At 72.6% G+C, this 15,262-nt stretch carries 11 protein-coding genes and 1 tRNA gene; 9 read left to right on the forward strand and 3 right to left on the reverse strand.

Annotation, left to right across the window (positions count from 1 at the left end; genetic code table 11):
* Positions 1-4: 4 nt before the first annotated feature.
* Positions 5-2,803 carry a pyruvate dehydrogenase (acetyl-transferring), homodimeric type gene (gene aceE, locus NOCA_RS11525; RefSeq protein WP_011755450.1) on the reverse strand — a complete coding sequence of 933 codons (2,799 nt, stop codon included), beginning with the start codon at positions 2,801-2,803 and terminating at the stop codon, positions 5-7.
* 175 nt (positions 2,804-2,978) lie between these two features.
* Between aceE and NOCA_RS11530 the strand changes: the two genes are divergently transcribed.
* From NOCA_RS11530 to NOCA_RS11570, 9 genes are all read left to right on the forward strand, one after another.
* A complete protein-coding gene (locus NOCA_RS11530; RefSeq protein ID WP_011755451.1) occupies positions 2,979-3,422 on the forward strand; it encodes a DUF3052 domain-containing protein in 444 nt (147 codons plus the stop codon).
* A 118-nt stretch (positions 3,423-3,540) separates the two neighbouring features.
* Entirely contained in the window at positions 3,541-5,166 is a 1,626-nt protein-coding gene (locus NOCA_RS11535; protein WP_011755452.1) for an AMP-binding protein, read from the forward strand.
* Positions 5,167-5,199: 33 nt separating this feature from the next.
* A complete protein-coding gene (locus tag NOCA_RS11540) occupies positions 5,200-5,664 on the forward strand; it encodes a peroxiredoxin (RefSeq protein WP_011755453.1) in 465 nt (154 codons plus the stop codon).
* A gap of 237 nt (positions 5,665-5,901) precedes the next feature.
* Positions 5,902-5,973: transfer RNA gene (locus tag NOCA_RS11545), tRNA-Val, on the forward strand.
* 154 nt (positions 5,974-6,127) lie between these two features.
* Entirely contained in the window at positions 6,128-7,288 is a 1,161-nt protein-coding gene (locus NOCA_RS11550; RefSeq protein WP_011755454.1) for a universal stress protein, read from the forward strand.
* Between the two features lie 63 nt (positions 7,289-7,351).
* Positions 7,352-9,766 carry an HAD-IB family hydrolase gene (locus NOCA_RS28260; RefSeq protein WP_238383461.1) on the forward strand — a complete coding sequence of 805 codons (2,415 nt, stop codon included), beginning with the start codon at positions 7,352-7,354 and terminating at the stop codon, positions 9,764-9,766.
* Positions 9,767-9,779: 13 nt separating this feature from the next.
* Positions 9,780-10,967: a zinc-dependent alcohol dehydrogenase gene (locus NOCA_RS11560; protein ID WP_011755456.1), complete on the forward strand. Its 1,188-nt coding sequence runs from the start codon at positions 9,780-9,782 to the stop codon at positions 10,965-10,967.
* Positions 10,968-10,977: 10 nt separating this feature from the next.
* On the forward strand, positions 10,978-12,558 hold the full coding sequence (locus NOCA_RS11565) for a lactate racemase domain-containing protein (RefSeq protein WP_011755457.1): 1,581 nt from the start codon (positions 10,978-10,980) through the stop codon (positions 12,556-12,558).
* A gap of 4 nt (positions 12,559-12,562) precedes the next feature.
* Positions 12,563-13,489, forward strand: coding sequence for a lysophospholipid acyltransferase family protein (locus NOCA_RS11570; RefSeq protein WP_011755458.1), 927 nt, complete (start codon positions 12,563-12,565; stop codon positions 13,487-13,489).
* Positions 13,490-13,499: 10 nt separating this feature from the next.
* On the opposite strand, the gene NOCA_RS11575 is transcribed toward NOCA_RS11570, so the two are convergent.
* Entirely contained in the window at positions 13,500-14,645 is a 1,146-nt protein-coding gene (locus NOCA_RS11575; RefSeq protein WP_011755459.1) for a Dyp-type peroxidase, read from the reverse strand.
* Positions 14,645-15,193: a copper chaperone PCu(A)C gene (locus NOCA_RS11580; RefSeq protein WP_011755460.1), complete on the reverse strand. Its 549-nt coding sequence runs from the start codon at positions 15,191-15,193 to the stop codon at positions 14,645-14,647. Before NOCA_RS11580 ends, NOCA_RS11575 begins: the two co-directional genes overlap by 1 nt.
* Between the last annotated feature and the right edge of the window lie 69 nt (positions 15,194-15,262).

Below are 15,262 nucleotides of genomic sequence, written 5' to 3' on the forward strand. Positions count from 1 at the left end.
GCGATCAGGCGTCGCCACCTTCCTGCTTGACGCCGGCGACCGCGGTGGGGTCGTCGATGCGGTACTTCGCGAACGCCTCCTCGACCTTCGAGCGGTCGATCTGGCCGGCGTCGGCGAGGGCCTGCAGGGTCTGCACGACCACCGACTGGGCGTCGATGTGGAAGAACCGGCGGGCGGCGGGCCGGGTGTCGGCGAAGCCGTAGCCGTCGGCGCCGAGCACGCGGTAGTCGGCCGGGACCCAGCGGGCGATCTGCAGCGGCACCGCGCGCATGTAGTCCGAGACCGCCACGACCGGACCGGACGCGCCGGCCAGCTTGTCCGTGACGTACGCCGTGCGCGGGGTCTCGCCCGGGTGCAGCAGGTTCCACTCCTCGGCGGCCGCCCCGTCCCGGGCCAGCTCGTTCCACGAGGTGACCGACCAGGTGTCGGCGCGCACGCCCCACTCGTCGGCCAGGATCTGCTGGGCCTCCTTGATCCACGGGAACCCGACACCGGAGGCGAGCAGCTGTGCCCGCGGTCCCTCGCCGTCCGCGGAGGAGACGTGGTGGATGCCCTTGAGGATGCCCTCGACGTCGACGTCCTCGGGCTCGGCCGGCTGCTGCACCGGCTCGTTGTAGACGGTGATGTAGAAGATCACGTCCTCGGCGTCCGGGCCGTACATCCGCTCCAGGCCGGAGCGCATCACGTGGCTGATCTCGTAGGCGAACGCCGGGTCGTAGTGCACGACCGCCGGGTTGGACGCCGCGAGCAGCGGCGAGTGGCCGTCGGCGTGCTGCAGGCCCTCGCCGGTCAGCGTGGTCCGGCCGGCGGTGGCGCCGATCAGGAAGCCGCGGGCGAGCTGGTCGCTCATCGCCCAGATCGAGTCGCCGGTGCGCTGGAACCCGAACATCGAGTAGAAGATGAAGAACGGGATCATGTGCTCGCCGTGCGTGGAGTACGCCGAGCCCGCGGCGGTCGCGGACGCGACGCCACCGGCCTCCGAGATGCCCTCGTGGAGCAGCTGCCCCTGGGCGGACTCCTTGTAGGAGAGCAACAGTTTCCGGTCGACCGACTCGTACTGCTGGCCGCCCGGGTTGTACACCTTCGCGCTCGGGAACATCGAGTCCATGCCGAACGTGCGGTACTCGTCCGGGGCGATCGGCACGATCCGCTTGCCGATCTCGGGGTCCTTCATCCAGTCCTTGAGCAGCCGCACCAGCGCCATCGTGGAGGCGATGGCGTGCTTGCCCGAGCCCTGCTTGAGGTCGGCGTACATCGCGTCGCCCGGCAGCTGGAGCGGCTTGGCGCGCTGGACCCGCTGGGGGATCGACCCGCCGAGCTGGCGGCGACGCTCGAGCATGTACTCGATCTCGGGGGACTCCATGCCGGGGTGGAAGAACGGTGCGGCGCCGGTCTCCTCGTAGGTGCGCTCCAGGTCGCGGTCGGAGATCGGGAGGTAGAGCCGGTCCCGGAACTTCTTCAGGTCGTCCTGGGTCAGCTTCTTCATCTGGTGGGTCGCGTTGCGGCCCTCCAGCGCGTCGATCGTCCAGCCCTTGACGGTCTTGGCCAGGATCACGGTCGGCTGGCCGACGTGCTTGGTGGCCGCGTCGAAGGCGGCGTACACCTTGCGGTAGTCGTGGCCACCGCGCGGCAGCTTGCGGATCTGGTCGTCGCTCATGTGCTCGACCATCTTGCGCAGCCGCGGGTCGGCCCCGAAGAAGCTCTCGCGGACGTACTCGCCGGACTCGACCGAGTAGGTCTGGAACGCGCCGTCCGGCGTGGAGTTCATCCGGTTGACCAGGACGCCGTCGACGTCGCGGGCCAGCAGCTGGTCCCACTCGCGGCCCCACACGACCTTGATCACGTTCCAGCCGGCGCCCCGGAAGTTGGCCTCGAGCTCCTGGATGATCTTGCCGTTGCCGGTCACCGGTCCGTCGAGCTGCTGCAGGTTGCAGTTCACGACCCAGACCAGGTTGTCCAGCTCCTCGCGGGCGGCGACCCGGATCGCGCCGAGCGACTCCGGCTCGCCCATCTCGCCGTCGCCGAGGAACGCCCACACGCGCTGCTGGGCGGTGTCCTTGATGCCGCGGTTGTGCAGGTAGCGGTTGAACCGTGCCTGGTAGATCGAGTTGAGCGAGGTCAGCCCCATCGACACCGTCGGGAACTCCCAGAACTCCGGCATCAGGCGCGGGTGGGGGTACGACGAGAGGCCGGCGTGCGGGCCGTGCTGGACCTCCTGGCGGAACCGGGAGAGCTGGGTCTCGGTCAGCCGGCCCTCGAGGAACGCGCGAGCGTAGATGCCGGGGGAGGCGTGGCCCTGGATGAAGACCTGGTCGCCGCCACCGGGGTGGTCCTTGCCGCGGAAGAAGTGGTTGAAGCCGACCTCGTAGAGGCTCGCGGAGGACTGGTAGGTGGCGATGTGACCACCGACCTCGAGGCCCTTGCGGTTGGCGCTCGACACCATGACCGCGGCGTTCCAGCGGATGAACGCGCGGATCCGACGCTCGGTCTCCTCGTCCCCGGGGAACCACGGCTCACGCTCGGGCGGGATGGTGTTGATGTAGTCGGTGCTCCGCAGGGCGGGCACGCCCACCTGCATCTCCCGCGCACGTTCGAGGAGGCGCAGCATGACGTAGCGGGCACGTTCGCGGCCGCGTTCCCCGACGAGTGAGTCGAAGGAGTCGATCCAGTCGGTGGTCTCGTCCGGGTCGGTGTCGGGCAGCTGGGTCGGCAGTCCTTCGTGGATGACGGTCGGGATCGCGCCGCTCCGCTTGGTGTCCGTGCCAGGGGTGGGGCCAGAAGCAGGGGTTGGGTCTTCGGTCACGGGCCCATCGTCGCACGCGCCCGGGAGGCGGCGAATTTACCCACCGGTAGACCCACGGTGCGGTCCGTCGTAGGGGGCGGTTCGAGCGGGACGGGTTGCGCGGGCCCCGCCTTCTCCGGTGGACTACTCCCCAGTTCGTCCACGCGAGACACCACGCGAGACATGGAGGCAGCACTTGAGCTCGACCCCGGGTGGCGGGTCCACCCAGACAGACGGACCTGCTGCAGGTCCGGCCGACCGGCTGGGCCTGAAGCCCGGCATGGTCGTCCAGGAGCTGGGCTGGGACAGCGATGCCGACGACGAGCTGCGCGTCGCGATCGAGGACCGCATCGACGCCGACATGGTCGACGGCGACTACGGCAACGTCGTCGACGCGGTGCTGCTCTGGTGGCGCGACGAGGACGGTGACCTGGTCGACGGGCTGGTCGACGCCCTGACCGACCTGGTCGGCGGGGGCGCCATCTGGCTGCTGACCCCGAAGGTCGGTCGCCCCAACGCCGTCGACCCCGCCGACATCGCGGAGGCCGCCCCGATCGCCGGGCTGTCGCAGACGACGACGGCCGCGGTCAGCAAGGACTGGTCGGCGACCCGGCTGATCGCGCCGAAGACCCCGGCGTAGGCCGGGCGCAGGCCCGGCGTCACACCGCAGTGCCCGGGACCTTCGGGCGCCGCGGTCGTTGCACCGGTCGTCGTCTCGGGCGTGGTCCCGGTCCGTCCGTCTGCGAGAAAGTGACTCCGTGCTCCAGGTTGTGCTCCAGAAGGCCCGCGCCGGCGCCACCGCGACCGGCACCACCCTCAAGGTCCTCGGCGAGGCCGGGGTCATCCGACCCCGCAACCCCGTCGCCCTCGCCAAGGTGGCCAAGGCGCTCAAGGACTGGGGGACCGGCCCGGCCGGGGGCTTCACGGCCGCGGCGCTGCTCGACCCGCGGCGCACCGCGATCATCGACGAGCTCGGCTCGCTGACCTTCGCCGAGCTGCAGCGCCGGTCGAACGCGCTCGCCCGGGCCTTCGCCGAGCTCGGTGTCTCCGAGGGCGACAGCGTGGCGCTGATGTGCCGCAACCACCGCGGCTTCGTCGAGGCGAGCATCGCCGCCGCCAAGCTCGGCGCGGACATCTTGTACCTCAACACCGCGTTCGCGGGCCCCCAGCTGGTGGAGGTGCTCGAGCGTGAGCAGCCCGCCCTGGTGGTCCACGACGAGGAGTTCACCCGGCTGCTCGCCAAGGCCGACGTCGGTACGTCGGTCCTCGCCTGGACCGACTCCGCCGACTCCGACGACTCTGCCGACCCCACCCTGGAGTCCCTGATCGCCGGCCGCTCCGGCGCCGACCTGGAGCCCACCGGGCGGCACGGCCGGATCGTGATCCTGACCTCGGGCACCACCGGCACCCCCAAGGGGGCGCCGCGCAGCGAGGCCGGCATCGACGCGGCCGTGTCGCTGCTCTCCCGGATGCCGCTGCGCTACGGCTGGCGCACCCACATCGCCGCGCCGCTGTTCCACACCTGGGGTTTCGCGCACCTGGCGCTGGCGATGCTGCTCGGCTCGACGATCGTGCTGCGCCGCCGCTTCGACCCGGAGGCCTGCCTGCGCGCCACCCAGGACGAGCGGTGCGACTCACTGGTGGTGATCCCGGTGATGCTGCAGCGGATGATGGCGCTGCCCGAGGAGACGCTCGCCCGGTACGACCTCTCCCGGGTGCAGGTCGTCGCGTCGTCGGGCTCGGCGCTGCCGGGGGATCTGGCCACCGACTGGATGGACCACTTCGGCGACCACCTCTACAACATCTACGGCTCCACCGAGGTCGCCTACGCGTCCATCGCGACGCCCCTCGACCTGCGCGAGGCACCGTCGGCCGCCGGGAAGCCGCCGTACGCCACGATCGTCAAGATCCTCGACCCCGACGGCCGCGAGCTGCCGCAGGGGGAGACCGGGCGGATCTTCGTCGGCAACGGGCTGTTGTTCGAGGGCTACACCGGCGGCGGGCACAAGGAGGTCGTCGACGGGCTGATGTCGACCGGCGACGTCGGGCGGTTCGACACCGACGGGCGGCTGCACGTCGAGGGCCGCGACGACGAGATGATCGTGTCCGGCGGCGAGAACGTCTTCCCCAAGGAGGTCGAGGACTGCCTGATGCGCCACGACGCGGTCGTCGAGGTCGCCGCGGTCGGCGTGGACGACCCCGATTTCGGCAAGCGGTTGCGCGCGTTCGTCGTCGTCAGCCGGGCCGTGCCCGAGCAGGAGCTGAAGGACTGGGTGAAGGAGAACCTGGCCCGCTACAAGGTCCCGCGCGACGTCGTGTTCCTCGACGAGCTGCCCCGCAACGCCACCGGGAAGGTGCTCAAGCGCGACCTCGACACCGCCTGAGGGACCGTTCGTCCCGGGTGGGAGGATGGCACCATGACCGGACTCGAGCTGGGCGGTCCCGCCCCCGACTTCACGCTGCGCGACCAGTTCGGCCAGGACGTCACGCTCTCCTCGTTCCGGGGCCGCAAGGCGGTGGTGATGTTCTTCTACCCGTACGCGTTCTCGGGGGTGTGCACGGGCGAGATGGCCGGCATCCGCGACCGGCTCGCCGAGTTCCTCACCTTCGAGACCGAGGTGCTCGCGATCTCCTGCGACCCGGTCTACTCCCTGCGCGCGTTCGCCGACCAGGACGGGCTCAACTTCCCGCTCCTCTCGGACTTCTGGCCGCACGGTGAGGTGTCTCGCGCCTACGACGTGTTCAACGAGGCCAAGGGCTCCTCGCGGCGCTCGTCGTACGTCGTCGACAAGGACGGCCGGGTCCGGTGGGCGGTCCACAACGCGATGCCCGAGGGCCGTGACCTCGACGAGCACCTCAAGCAGCTCACCGGGGTCCTCTGACCCGGCCGGGCCACCGGTCTAGACCGGGGTCACTGAAAAGCTGCGGAATTGCCGGGAACGAGCGACATCGCTTGAGCGCCCCCTCTACAGTTGGACTTGTTGAACCGCAGGTGACCCGAGACGCCTGCGGTTCAACTCTATTTCGGGGTCGTTCCGCGTCCGGCTCGGGCCGTTTCAGCTCGGGCCGCCTCGTTGCGTAGTCTGTCCCCCGCTCCGGAGGCCCTCCGTGAGTGTGACGGGCGTATAGCTCAGCGGTAGAGCACCTCCCTTACAAGGAGGTGGTCGGGGGTTCGATCCCCTCTGCGCCCACCCCTGCTCGCCCGGCCGGTGCTCGCGCACCGCCTGCCGACGAACCGGTCCAGACGGCCTCGCCTCGGTCGGCCCGACGATTAAGGACCGGCTTCTGCTCGCCGAAGGGACCTTCGTCAGGAACCGACGACGAGCGCGGCAGGAGGTGGCGGCCATGGAGAGCGAGACGATCCCGGGCGGGACCATCGTCGTGGGCGTCGACCAGACCCCCGCCGCGAGGGACGCGCTGGCCTGGGCGATCCAGGAGGCCGTGCACGAGGAGACGCCGCTGACGCTGGTCCACGGCGTCGGTGCGGCGCTGTCCGCGTGGGTCGACTTCTCGACGATCGACTTCCGCGACGTGATCGACGCGACCACCGCGACCGGGCGGGAGGTCCTCGACGCCGCGCAGGCCCAGGTCGACCGGGTCGCGCCCGCGGTCGAGGTGCACCACGTGCTCCGCCTGACCGACCCGCACCAGGCGCTGCTCGACCTCTCCGAGGACGCGGCGATGCTGGTCGTGGGGTCCCGGACCGCGCCGCACGAGCGCGAGTCGCTGATGTCCTCGGCGCTCGGCTTCGTCCGCGACCGTGCCGGCTGCCCGGTGGTGGTCCCGCGGCTGCGCCGCAGCCCCGGCGTCGGCGTGGTCGTGCTCTGCGACGGCTCGCCGGAGTCCCAGTCGATCCTCGCCTACGCGTGGGGCCAGGCCGACCGCCGCGGCCTCCCGCTGACCGTCGTGCACTGCCTGCCCGACCCGCCGGCCGACCTGCACCCCCGCGACATCAGCCTGATGGACGCAACGGCTCGCATGGAGGCCAGCCTCGGGCCCTCGCTGCTCGGCTTCGAGCGGCTGCTGCTCAGCGACCTGGTCCGTGACATGCGGTCGCGCTGGCCGGGCGTGGACGTCCGCCTGGTCGTCGAGGACGACGCGATCGACAGGTGGCTCGAGCGCGCCCGGCAGCAGGCCGACCTGCTCGTGGTCGGCGCCAGGCACGCCCGCCGGCTGTCCGAGCTGGTCATCGGCAGCTCCACGCCGGAGGAGGTGGAGTGCGTCACCGTCGTCCTGCCGTTGGAGGACCGGCTCGATCCCGACGCGGACGCGGCGCGGGTGACCATCCAGCGGCTCCATGGCTGTGCCCAGCGGCTGGTCCGGCTCAACATCCCCCTCGACCAAGCGGTGGCCGAGATCCGCTCGGTCACCATGGACACCGACCTGCTCGCCGAGGCCGCCCTCACCGCGCTGCGCGGCTGGGGCGCCACGACCGCCAAGAGCTGGCAGACCCGCGAGGTCACCGAGCTGCTGGTACGGGCCGGAGCCCGCCGCGTCTGGCCCTGACGCAGGCGCGCCCCAGCGCACGGCTACTCGCCGGTACTCGCCGGACAGGGCACAATCCCTCGCGTGACGGTGGCATCGGTGGCCGAACGACTCTCGGGACGGCATGTCCTGCTGACCGGCGTCACCGGGTTCGTGGGCGAGGCGTTGCTGCACCTGCTGCTCTCCGACGTGCCCGGTGTACGGGTGACGGTGCTGGTCCGGCCCAAGGGCTCGACCAGCGCGTCGAGCCGGACGGCGGCGCTGCTCGGCAAGCCGATCTTCGCGGGGATCGTCGAGGCCGCGGGCGGGGTGGAGCAGCTGATGGCTGCCCGGGTGGGCGTGCTCGAGGGCGACCTCGCCGACGTGCCCCCGCTGCCGGGCGGGCTGGACGCGGTGGTGCACTGCGCCGGCGACGTGTCCTTCGACCCGCCGGTCGACGAGGGGTTCCGCACCAACGTGCTCGGCACCCGGGACCTGATCCGCAGGATCCAGGAGGTCGACGGCCCGGACCGACCCGACGACCAGCGGGTCCACTACGTGCACATCTCCACGGCGTACGTCGCCGGCCGGCGCCGTGGGTCGATCCCCGAGGGGCCGGTCGAGCACGACGTCGACCTCGAGGCCGAGCTCGCCTGGGGGCTGGCGCAGCGCCGGCAGATCGAGCACCAGAGCCGCACCGCGTTCGTGCTCGAGCGGGAGCGCCGGAAGGCGGAGAAGGCGCACAGCCGCGCCGGCATGCTCACCGCGGCGAGCGCCACCGAGGCCGCCCGCAAGGAGTGGGTCAAACGCGAGCTGGTGCGGGTCGGCACCGAGCGGGCCCGGAGCCTGGGCTGGACCGACTGCTACACGTTCACCAAGGCGCTCGGCGAGCGGGTGGTCGAGGCGCACGCGGCCACGGCCCGGGTCTCGATCGTCCGGCCCAGCATCATCGAATCGGCGCTCGTCACCCCGCACCCCGGGTGGATCGAGGGCTTCAAGATGGCCGAGCCGCTGATCCTCGCCTATGGGCGCGGCGAGCTGCCGGAGTTCCCCGCGGCCGCGGACACCATCGTCGACATCGTGCCGGTCGACCACGTCGTGGCGGCGGTCGTCGCCGTGCTCGCCCACCCGCCCGAGGTCGGCGCGCCGGCGTACTTCCACGTCTCGTCCGGCGACCGCAACCCGCTCACGTTCCGCGAGCTCTACGGCAACGTGCGCGCCTACTTCGACGAGCACCCGTTCGCCGCCGGCGACCGCGGCGCCGCGCGGCTGCCGGACTGGCGCTTCCCGGGCGCCCAGTCGGTCGAGCGGCTGCTGAGCACCAGCGAGCGCGCGCACCGGGTCGCCGACTACCTGGTCGGGCGGACGCCGCGCAGCGACCGGGCCCGCGAGCTGGCCCGCAAGCTGGACCAGCAGGGCCGGCGCCTGGAGTTCCTGCGCCGCTACCTCGACCTCTACCACGAGTACGCGCAGGCCGAGCTGCGGTTCTCCGACACCCGCACGGTCGCGCTCTACGCGTCGCTGTCGCCCGAGGACCGCGAGCGGTTCGCGTTCGACACCGCCGTCGTCGACTGGGCGCACTACCTGCGCGAGGTGCACTGCCCGGCGGTCACCGCGCCGGTGCGGCGGATGGACGAGGCCCGCCGGGCCCGCAAGCGCAACGCCGACCTCGGCCTCAAGCCACTTGAACCCCGCTCCGCGCCAGCGGAGCCCGACCGACGGCGAGCGGAGCGAGCCTGGTCGGTCGGAACGGAAGGCACGGGGAGCGAAGCGACCTCCACGCCTTCGGGGGGTCCACGGGGGGCGGAGCCCCCCGTGTGTGCAGCCTTCTTCGACATGGACGGCACCCTGCTCTCGTCCAACGTGATCGAGACCTACCTGTGGCTGCGGCTGCGCGAGCAGTCCGGCTCCGAGCGGCTCACCGAGATCGGCCGGGTGGCGGGTCGGCTGCCGGCCCTGGTGCGCGCCGAGCGCCGCGAGCGCAGCGCCTTCCTGCGGGCCGTCTACCGCGAGTACGCCGGGGCCCGCCTGGCGGACCTCGAGGCGGTGGCGGACGCCCACCTGACCGACCACGTGCTGGCGCGCCTGTCCCCGGACGCCGTGCGCCGGATCCGCGAGCACCGGGCGGCCGGCCACCACACGGTGCTGATCACCGGCGCGATCCGGCCGCTGACCCGGCCGCTCGCGCCGCTGTTCGACCACATCGAGGCCGCCGAGCTGGCCGTGGACGACCGCGGGGTGTGCACCGGCCACCTCGCGGCCTCGCCGCTGGTGGGGGAGTCGCGCGCGGCCTGGATGCGGCAGTACGCCGCCGCCCGGGGGCTCGACCTGGCTGCGTCGTACGGATATGCGGACTCGCACTCCGACCTCCCGCTGCTGGAGGCGGTCGGCCGCCCGGTGGCGGTGCGGCCCGACGTGCCGCTGTTCCGGCATGCGCGCAGGCACCGGTGGACGATCGTCGACTGGGCCAGCTCGACCTCCAGCACCCGCACCCTCAACCCGGCCGGCCCCCGGTCATGAGGAGCCTGTCGTGATGCTCGCGCTGGAGATGTTCCGGTCGGTCTCGCGGACCATGGCCGGCAAGGCGATCGGCGGCCGGATGCCCGGCGTGCTGTCCGGCTTCGCCGCGCCGCTGCGGCTGGTCACCATCGACGAGCCGCGGGTCGAGCGGCCCGGCTGGGCGCGGCTGCGCACCCGGCTCTCCGGCATCTGCGGCTCCGACCTGGGCGCGCTCTCGGGCCGCACCAGCCTGTACTTCTCCGCGGTCGTGTCGCTGCCGTTCGTGCCCGGGCACGAGGTGGTCGCCGAGCTGCTGGACGACTGCGAGGACCTGCCGGCCGGCACCCGCGTCGTGGTCGACCCCGTGCTGGGCTGCGCCGCGCGGGGTGTCGAGCCGTGCGAGGCGTGCGCGGCCGGCGCGACCAACCGGTGCGCCCGGATCACCGTCGGGCACCTCTCACCCGGCCTGCAGACCGGGTTCTGCCACGACACCGGCGGCGGCTGGGGCCAGCAGCTGGCCGCCCACCGCAGCCAGCTCCACCCGGTCCCGGAGGGCTTCTCCGACGAGCAGGCGATCCTGATCGAGCCGGTGGCCTGCGCCGTGCACACGGCGCTGCGCGCCGGGGTCGCCGCCGGCGACCGGGTGCTGGTCAGCGGGGCCGGGTCGGTCGGGCTGTTCGCCACGCTCGCGCTGCGCGAGCTCACCGAGGCGGGCGAGATCATCGTGGTCGCCAAGCACCCCCACCAGCGCGAGCTGGCCCGCGAGCTGGGCGCGACCGAGGTCGTCGCGCCGGGCGAGGTGCTGCGGCGGGTACGCCGCTCCACGGGCGCCTTCCAGCTCGAGCCGGAGTTCTCCACGCCGTACCTCCTCGGCGGCGTCGACGTCGCCGTCGACGCGGTCGGGAGCAAGCAGTCGCTGGAGAGTGCCCTCCAGGCCACCCGGGCCGGGGGCCGGGTGGTGCTGTCCGGCATGCCCGCCGCCGCCGACCTGTCCGCCGCCTGGTTCCGCGAGCTCGAGGTGGTCGGCACCTACGCCTCGTCCCGCTCCGACGACGCGTTCGGGAGGGCGACCGAGCTGGTCGCCACCGACGCCGTCCAGCAGCTTGCCAAGAGCGTCGCCAGCTATCCGCTGCACCGGTGGCGCGAGGCGCTCGACCACGCCCACTCGGCCGGCCGGCTCGGCACGGTCAAGGTGGCCTTCGACCCCCGCTCGTCCCACTGAGGAGCACACATTGAGCAGGCCAGGTTTCGTCCTCGAGGTGGACGACCGCACCCCGCCGTTGGTCGTCCACGAGGGCCTCGGCTTCCGGCTGGAGAGCTTCCCGCTCGGGACCCGCGTGGTCTACCCGCCCGAGTCGATCCCGGCCGTGCCGGACGTCGAGGAGGCGATCCGCGAGGCGCTGCTGCACCCGCACGACAGCGAGCCGCTGCCGGCGCTGCTGCGGCCCGGCATGCGCCTGACGATCGCCTTCGACGACCTCTCGCTGCCGCTGCCGACGATGCGGGCGCCCGACATCCGCGGCCGGATCATCGAACAGGTGCTCACGATGGCCGCCGAGGCCGGCGTCGACGACGTGCAGCTGATCGCCGCCAACGCGTTGCACCGCCGGATGACCGCCGCCGAACTGCAGCACATCGTGGGGGAGCGGGTGTTCCGCTCGTTCTACCCCCAGGGCCAGCTCTACAACTTCGACGCCGAGGACCGCGACAACCTGGCGCACCTCGGCACCACCGACAAGGGTGAGGACGTCGAGATCAGCAGGCGGGCGGCGGAGTCCGACCTGCTCGTCTACGTCAACGTGAACCTGGTCGCGATGGACGGCGGCCACAAGTCGGTGGGCATCGGGCTGGCGTCGTACCGGTCCCTGCGCCACCACCACAACGCCAAGACCATGGTCCACTCGCGCTCGTTCATGGACCACAAGCACTCCGCGATGCACCACTCCGCATGGCGGATGGGCCGGCTGATCAAGGAGCACGTCAAGGTCTTCCAGATCGAGACCACGCTGAACAACGACGTCTTCCCCAAGCCCTTCGACTTCCTCCAGAAGCGCGAGTGGGAGTGGTCGGTGAAGGACCAGGCGACGATGCTCGGCGTGCGGCGCGGCCTGTCGGTCGCGCCGCAGCGGATGCGGCACAAGATGTTCCACGACCTGCGGTCGGTCTACGGGCTGACCGGCGTCAACGCCGGCGAGGTCGAGGCCGTGCACGAGCGGACCCTGCAGAAGGTGCACCAGCAGCACCTGGTCGAGGTGCAGGGCCAGTCCGACGTGCTGGTGATGGGGGTGCCCTACCTGGGCCCCTACAACGTGAGCTCGTCGATGAACCCGATCCTCGCCACCTGCATGGGCCTGGGCTACTACTTCAACTCCTACCGGGGCCAGCCGGTCGTCCGGAAGGGCGGCGCGGTGATCCTGTACCACCCGCTCAACGAGGGCTTCAACCAGCTGCACCATCCCTCGTACGTCGACTTCTACGAGGAGGTGCTCGCGGAGTCGACGGATCCGGCGGTCGTGGGGGAGAAGTACGAGCAGCAGTTCGCCCAGGACCCCTGGTTCATCCACCTGTACCGGACCTCGCACGCGTACCACGGCGTGCACCCGTTCTACATGTGGTACTGGGCGGCGCACGCGATGGACCACCTCGACGAGGTGATCTGGGTCGGCGCCGACCGCCGGGTCGCCGCGCGGCTGGGCTTCCGCGCGGCGTCGACCCTGGCCGACGCGCTCGAGATGGCGTCCGGCACGGTCGGCACCAGCCCGTCGATCACCTACCTCCACAACCCGCCGCACCTGCTCGCGGACGTCCGGTGACGCGATGAGCTTCCTCAAGGAGACCGCCGACGACGTCCGGCTCGTCGCCCGGGGCTGGCGCTGGGGCCGGCGCCCCCAGGTGCCCCGCTCGGCCGAGGAGTGGGTGCTCCCGGCCCGGTCGACGGTGTTCGGCACCGAGTGGTCGCGCCGCCGCCCGGCGATGGCCGCCCGCGAGGTCGCCCAGAAGGTCGGGCTGGAGCCGCTGTTCCGCTCCCAGGTGCGCACCCGCGTCGAGGGCCTCGACGTGCTCGAACGGGTCGACGGTCCGGTCATCTTCGTCGCGAACCACGCCTCCCACCTGGACACGCCGCTGATCCTGCTCTCGCTGCCCGACGAGTGGCGCCGGCGTACGGCGGTGGCCGCCGCGGCGGACTACTTCTTCGACACCTGGTGGCGCGCGGTCGGCTCCTCGCTGCTGTTCAACACCTTCCCGATCGACCGCCGCGGCGGCACGATGGCGGCGACCCCGGGCGAGGTGCTGGCCGAGGGCTGGAGCCTGGTGATCTACCCCGAGGGCACCCGGTCGACCGACGGCTGGCTCGGCCGGTTCCGGATGGGGGCAGCCTTCCTCGCCAAGGAGTACGGCGTCCCCGTCGTGCCGGTCGCCCACCGCGGGACGTTCGCCGCGATGCCGCGCGGGCAGGGCTGGCCCTCGGCCGGCCGGCGCCAGCTGACCATCCGGTTCGGCGAGCCGCTGCTGCCCGGGGCCGACGAGACCGTGCGCGACTTCGCACCGCGGATCAAGGACGCCGTCGCCGCGCTGCTGGACGAGGACTCCTCCACGTGGTGGGAGGCCCGGCGGCGGGCCGCGACGGGGGCGACTCCCGACCCGACCGGGCCGAAGGTCGCCCAGTGGCGGCGCGTCTGGCAGCAGACGCAGTCGCCGCAGGCGGACGCCCCGGCCCGGCGGCTCACCGCCTGGCGGCGCTGAGCGCGCGCCCTCATCGCAGCACCGTCGACCCCAGCCAGTCGCCGCGCTCGAACCCGGGCAGCACCACGAACACCGCCGAGCCGGTCGCCGTGGTCCAGGTGTTGAGCGCGTCCGCGCGGTCCAGGGACCGCTGGATCGGCACGAACTGCCCGGCGACCGAGGCCTGGAAGCTGCAGAACAGCAGGCCGCTCTCCTCCGCGGTGGCGTAGCTGGCGCCCTTGCGGAAGATCCGGGCCCCGGCGTTCTCCATCGGGTGTGCGAGCCGGGCGTGCGCGTGTGGACCCGGGCCGTCGAGCCGGGCGCCGTCGTCGAGGCTGCGGCCCAGGGCCCGCTCCTGGCGGTCGCGGGTGAGCTCCGCCCAGGTGTCCAGGTCCATCGCGATCCGGCGTACGACCAGCGTGCTGCCGCCGGTCCACGGCGGCTCGCGCAGCCACACGGTCTCGTCGAAGGTCCCGGTGCCCGGCGCCGGGTTGGCGGTCCCGTCGACCTGCCCGAACAGGTTGCGCCCCGTCATCGGCCGGCCCTCGGCGTCGACGCCGTTCCAGAACCCGGCCTGGCGCCAACGCTCCCGGGCGAACGGCCGGGCGTCGCGGACCAGCTGGCGCACCGCGTGCGCGACCGTCGTCCCCTCGCGGCCGCCGACGACCAGCACCAGGTCCCCGCCCGACCAACGCTCCTCGAGCCGGTCGTGGCGCATCGGTGGCACCGGCTCGAACCCGCGCGGCGGCTCGATCCGCCCGGCGGCCAGGGCGCCCGGGCCGAGCCCGACGGTGATCGTCAGGTCGGCGCGCGCCGCGGCCAGCCACGGCTCGGTGTCGCCGGGGGTCGGACGCCCGGTGGTCAGCGCCTCGACGTCGCCGGTCCACGCCCGGAGCAGCCGCCCGAGAGCGTCGCGGTCGGCGTCGGGCAGCAGGTCGAGCGCGACCAGCTCGACCACCGGCGGGGTCGGCGCGGCGACGCCCGGCTGGTGGACGCCGTACGGCGAGAGCTCCGCACCCGGTCCGCTCCGCGTCGGGTCGTCGCGGCGGTCCCGACCGGCGCCCCAGGCGGCACCGCCGGCCGTGCCGGCGGCCGCACCCGCGACCGCTGACCCGGCGTACCCGAGGAACCGCCGCCGGCCGAATCCGGACCGGGCGGATGTCTCGGATCCGGCCATCAGTGCTCGTGCTCCCCGGTGCCGGGCGCGTGGTAGTGGCCGCCGTCCTCGGTGAACTCCTTCACCGGCGCGGTGACCTCCAGGGTGGTGCCGTCGGAGAAGGTCAGCGCGAGGTCGACCTCGGCGCCGGCGGCCAGCTCGTCCTCGAGGTCCATCAGCATCAGGTGGTAGCCGCCGGGCTGCAGCAGCTGGCCACCGCCCGCGCGGACCAGGACGCCGTCCTCGGCCTCGCGCATCACCATCTCGCCGTCCACCTCGGCCATCTCGTGGATCTGGACCATCGGCGCCGCCGGGGACGTGGCGCTCTCGAGGGTGACGTCCTCCTCGGTCTCGTTGTCGATGACCAGGAACGCGGCCGTCATGGTCGGGTCCTCGGTGCCGGTGGTGGCCCGGACCCAGGGGTCCTCGATCGTCAGGGCGCCGGCCTCCGCGGCCGCGGCGGGGGCCTCGTCCTCACCGCAGCCGGTGAGCAGGGGCAACGCGAGCGCGAGCGCCAGCGCGGGCATCAGGGTGCGCGTCCAGGGGCGGCGCGCAGCAGGGTTCGTCATGGGTACTTCTCTCCCGGTGTCTGGGGTGTCTGGGGTGTCTGGGGATGGGCGCGCGGGTGCGCCGGACCG

The organism is Nocardioides sp. JS614 (genome assembly GCF_000015265.1).
Taxonomy (GTDB): domain Bacteria; phylum Actinomycetota; class Actinomycetes; order Propionibacteriales; family Nocardioidaceae; genus Nocardioides.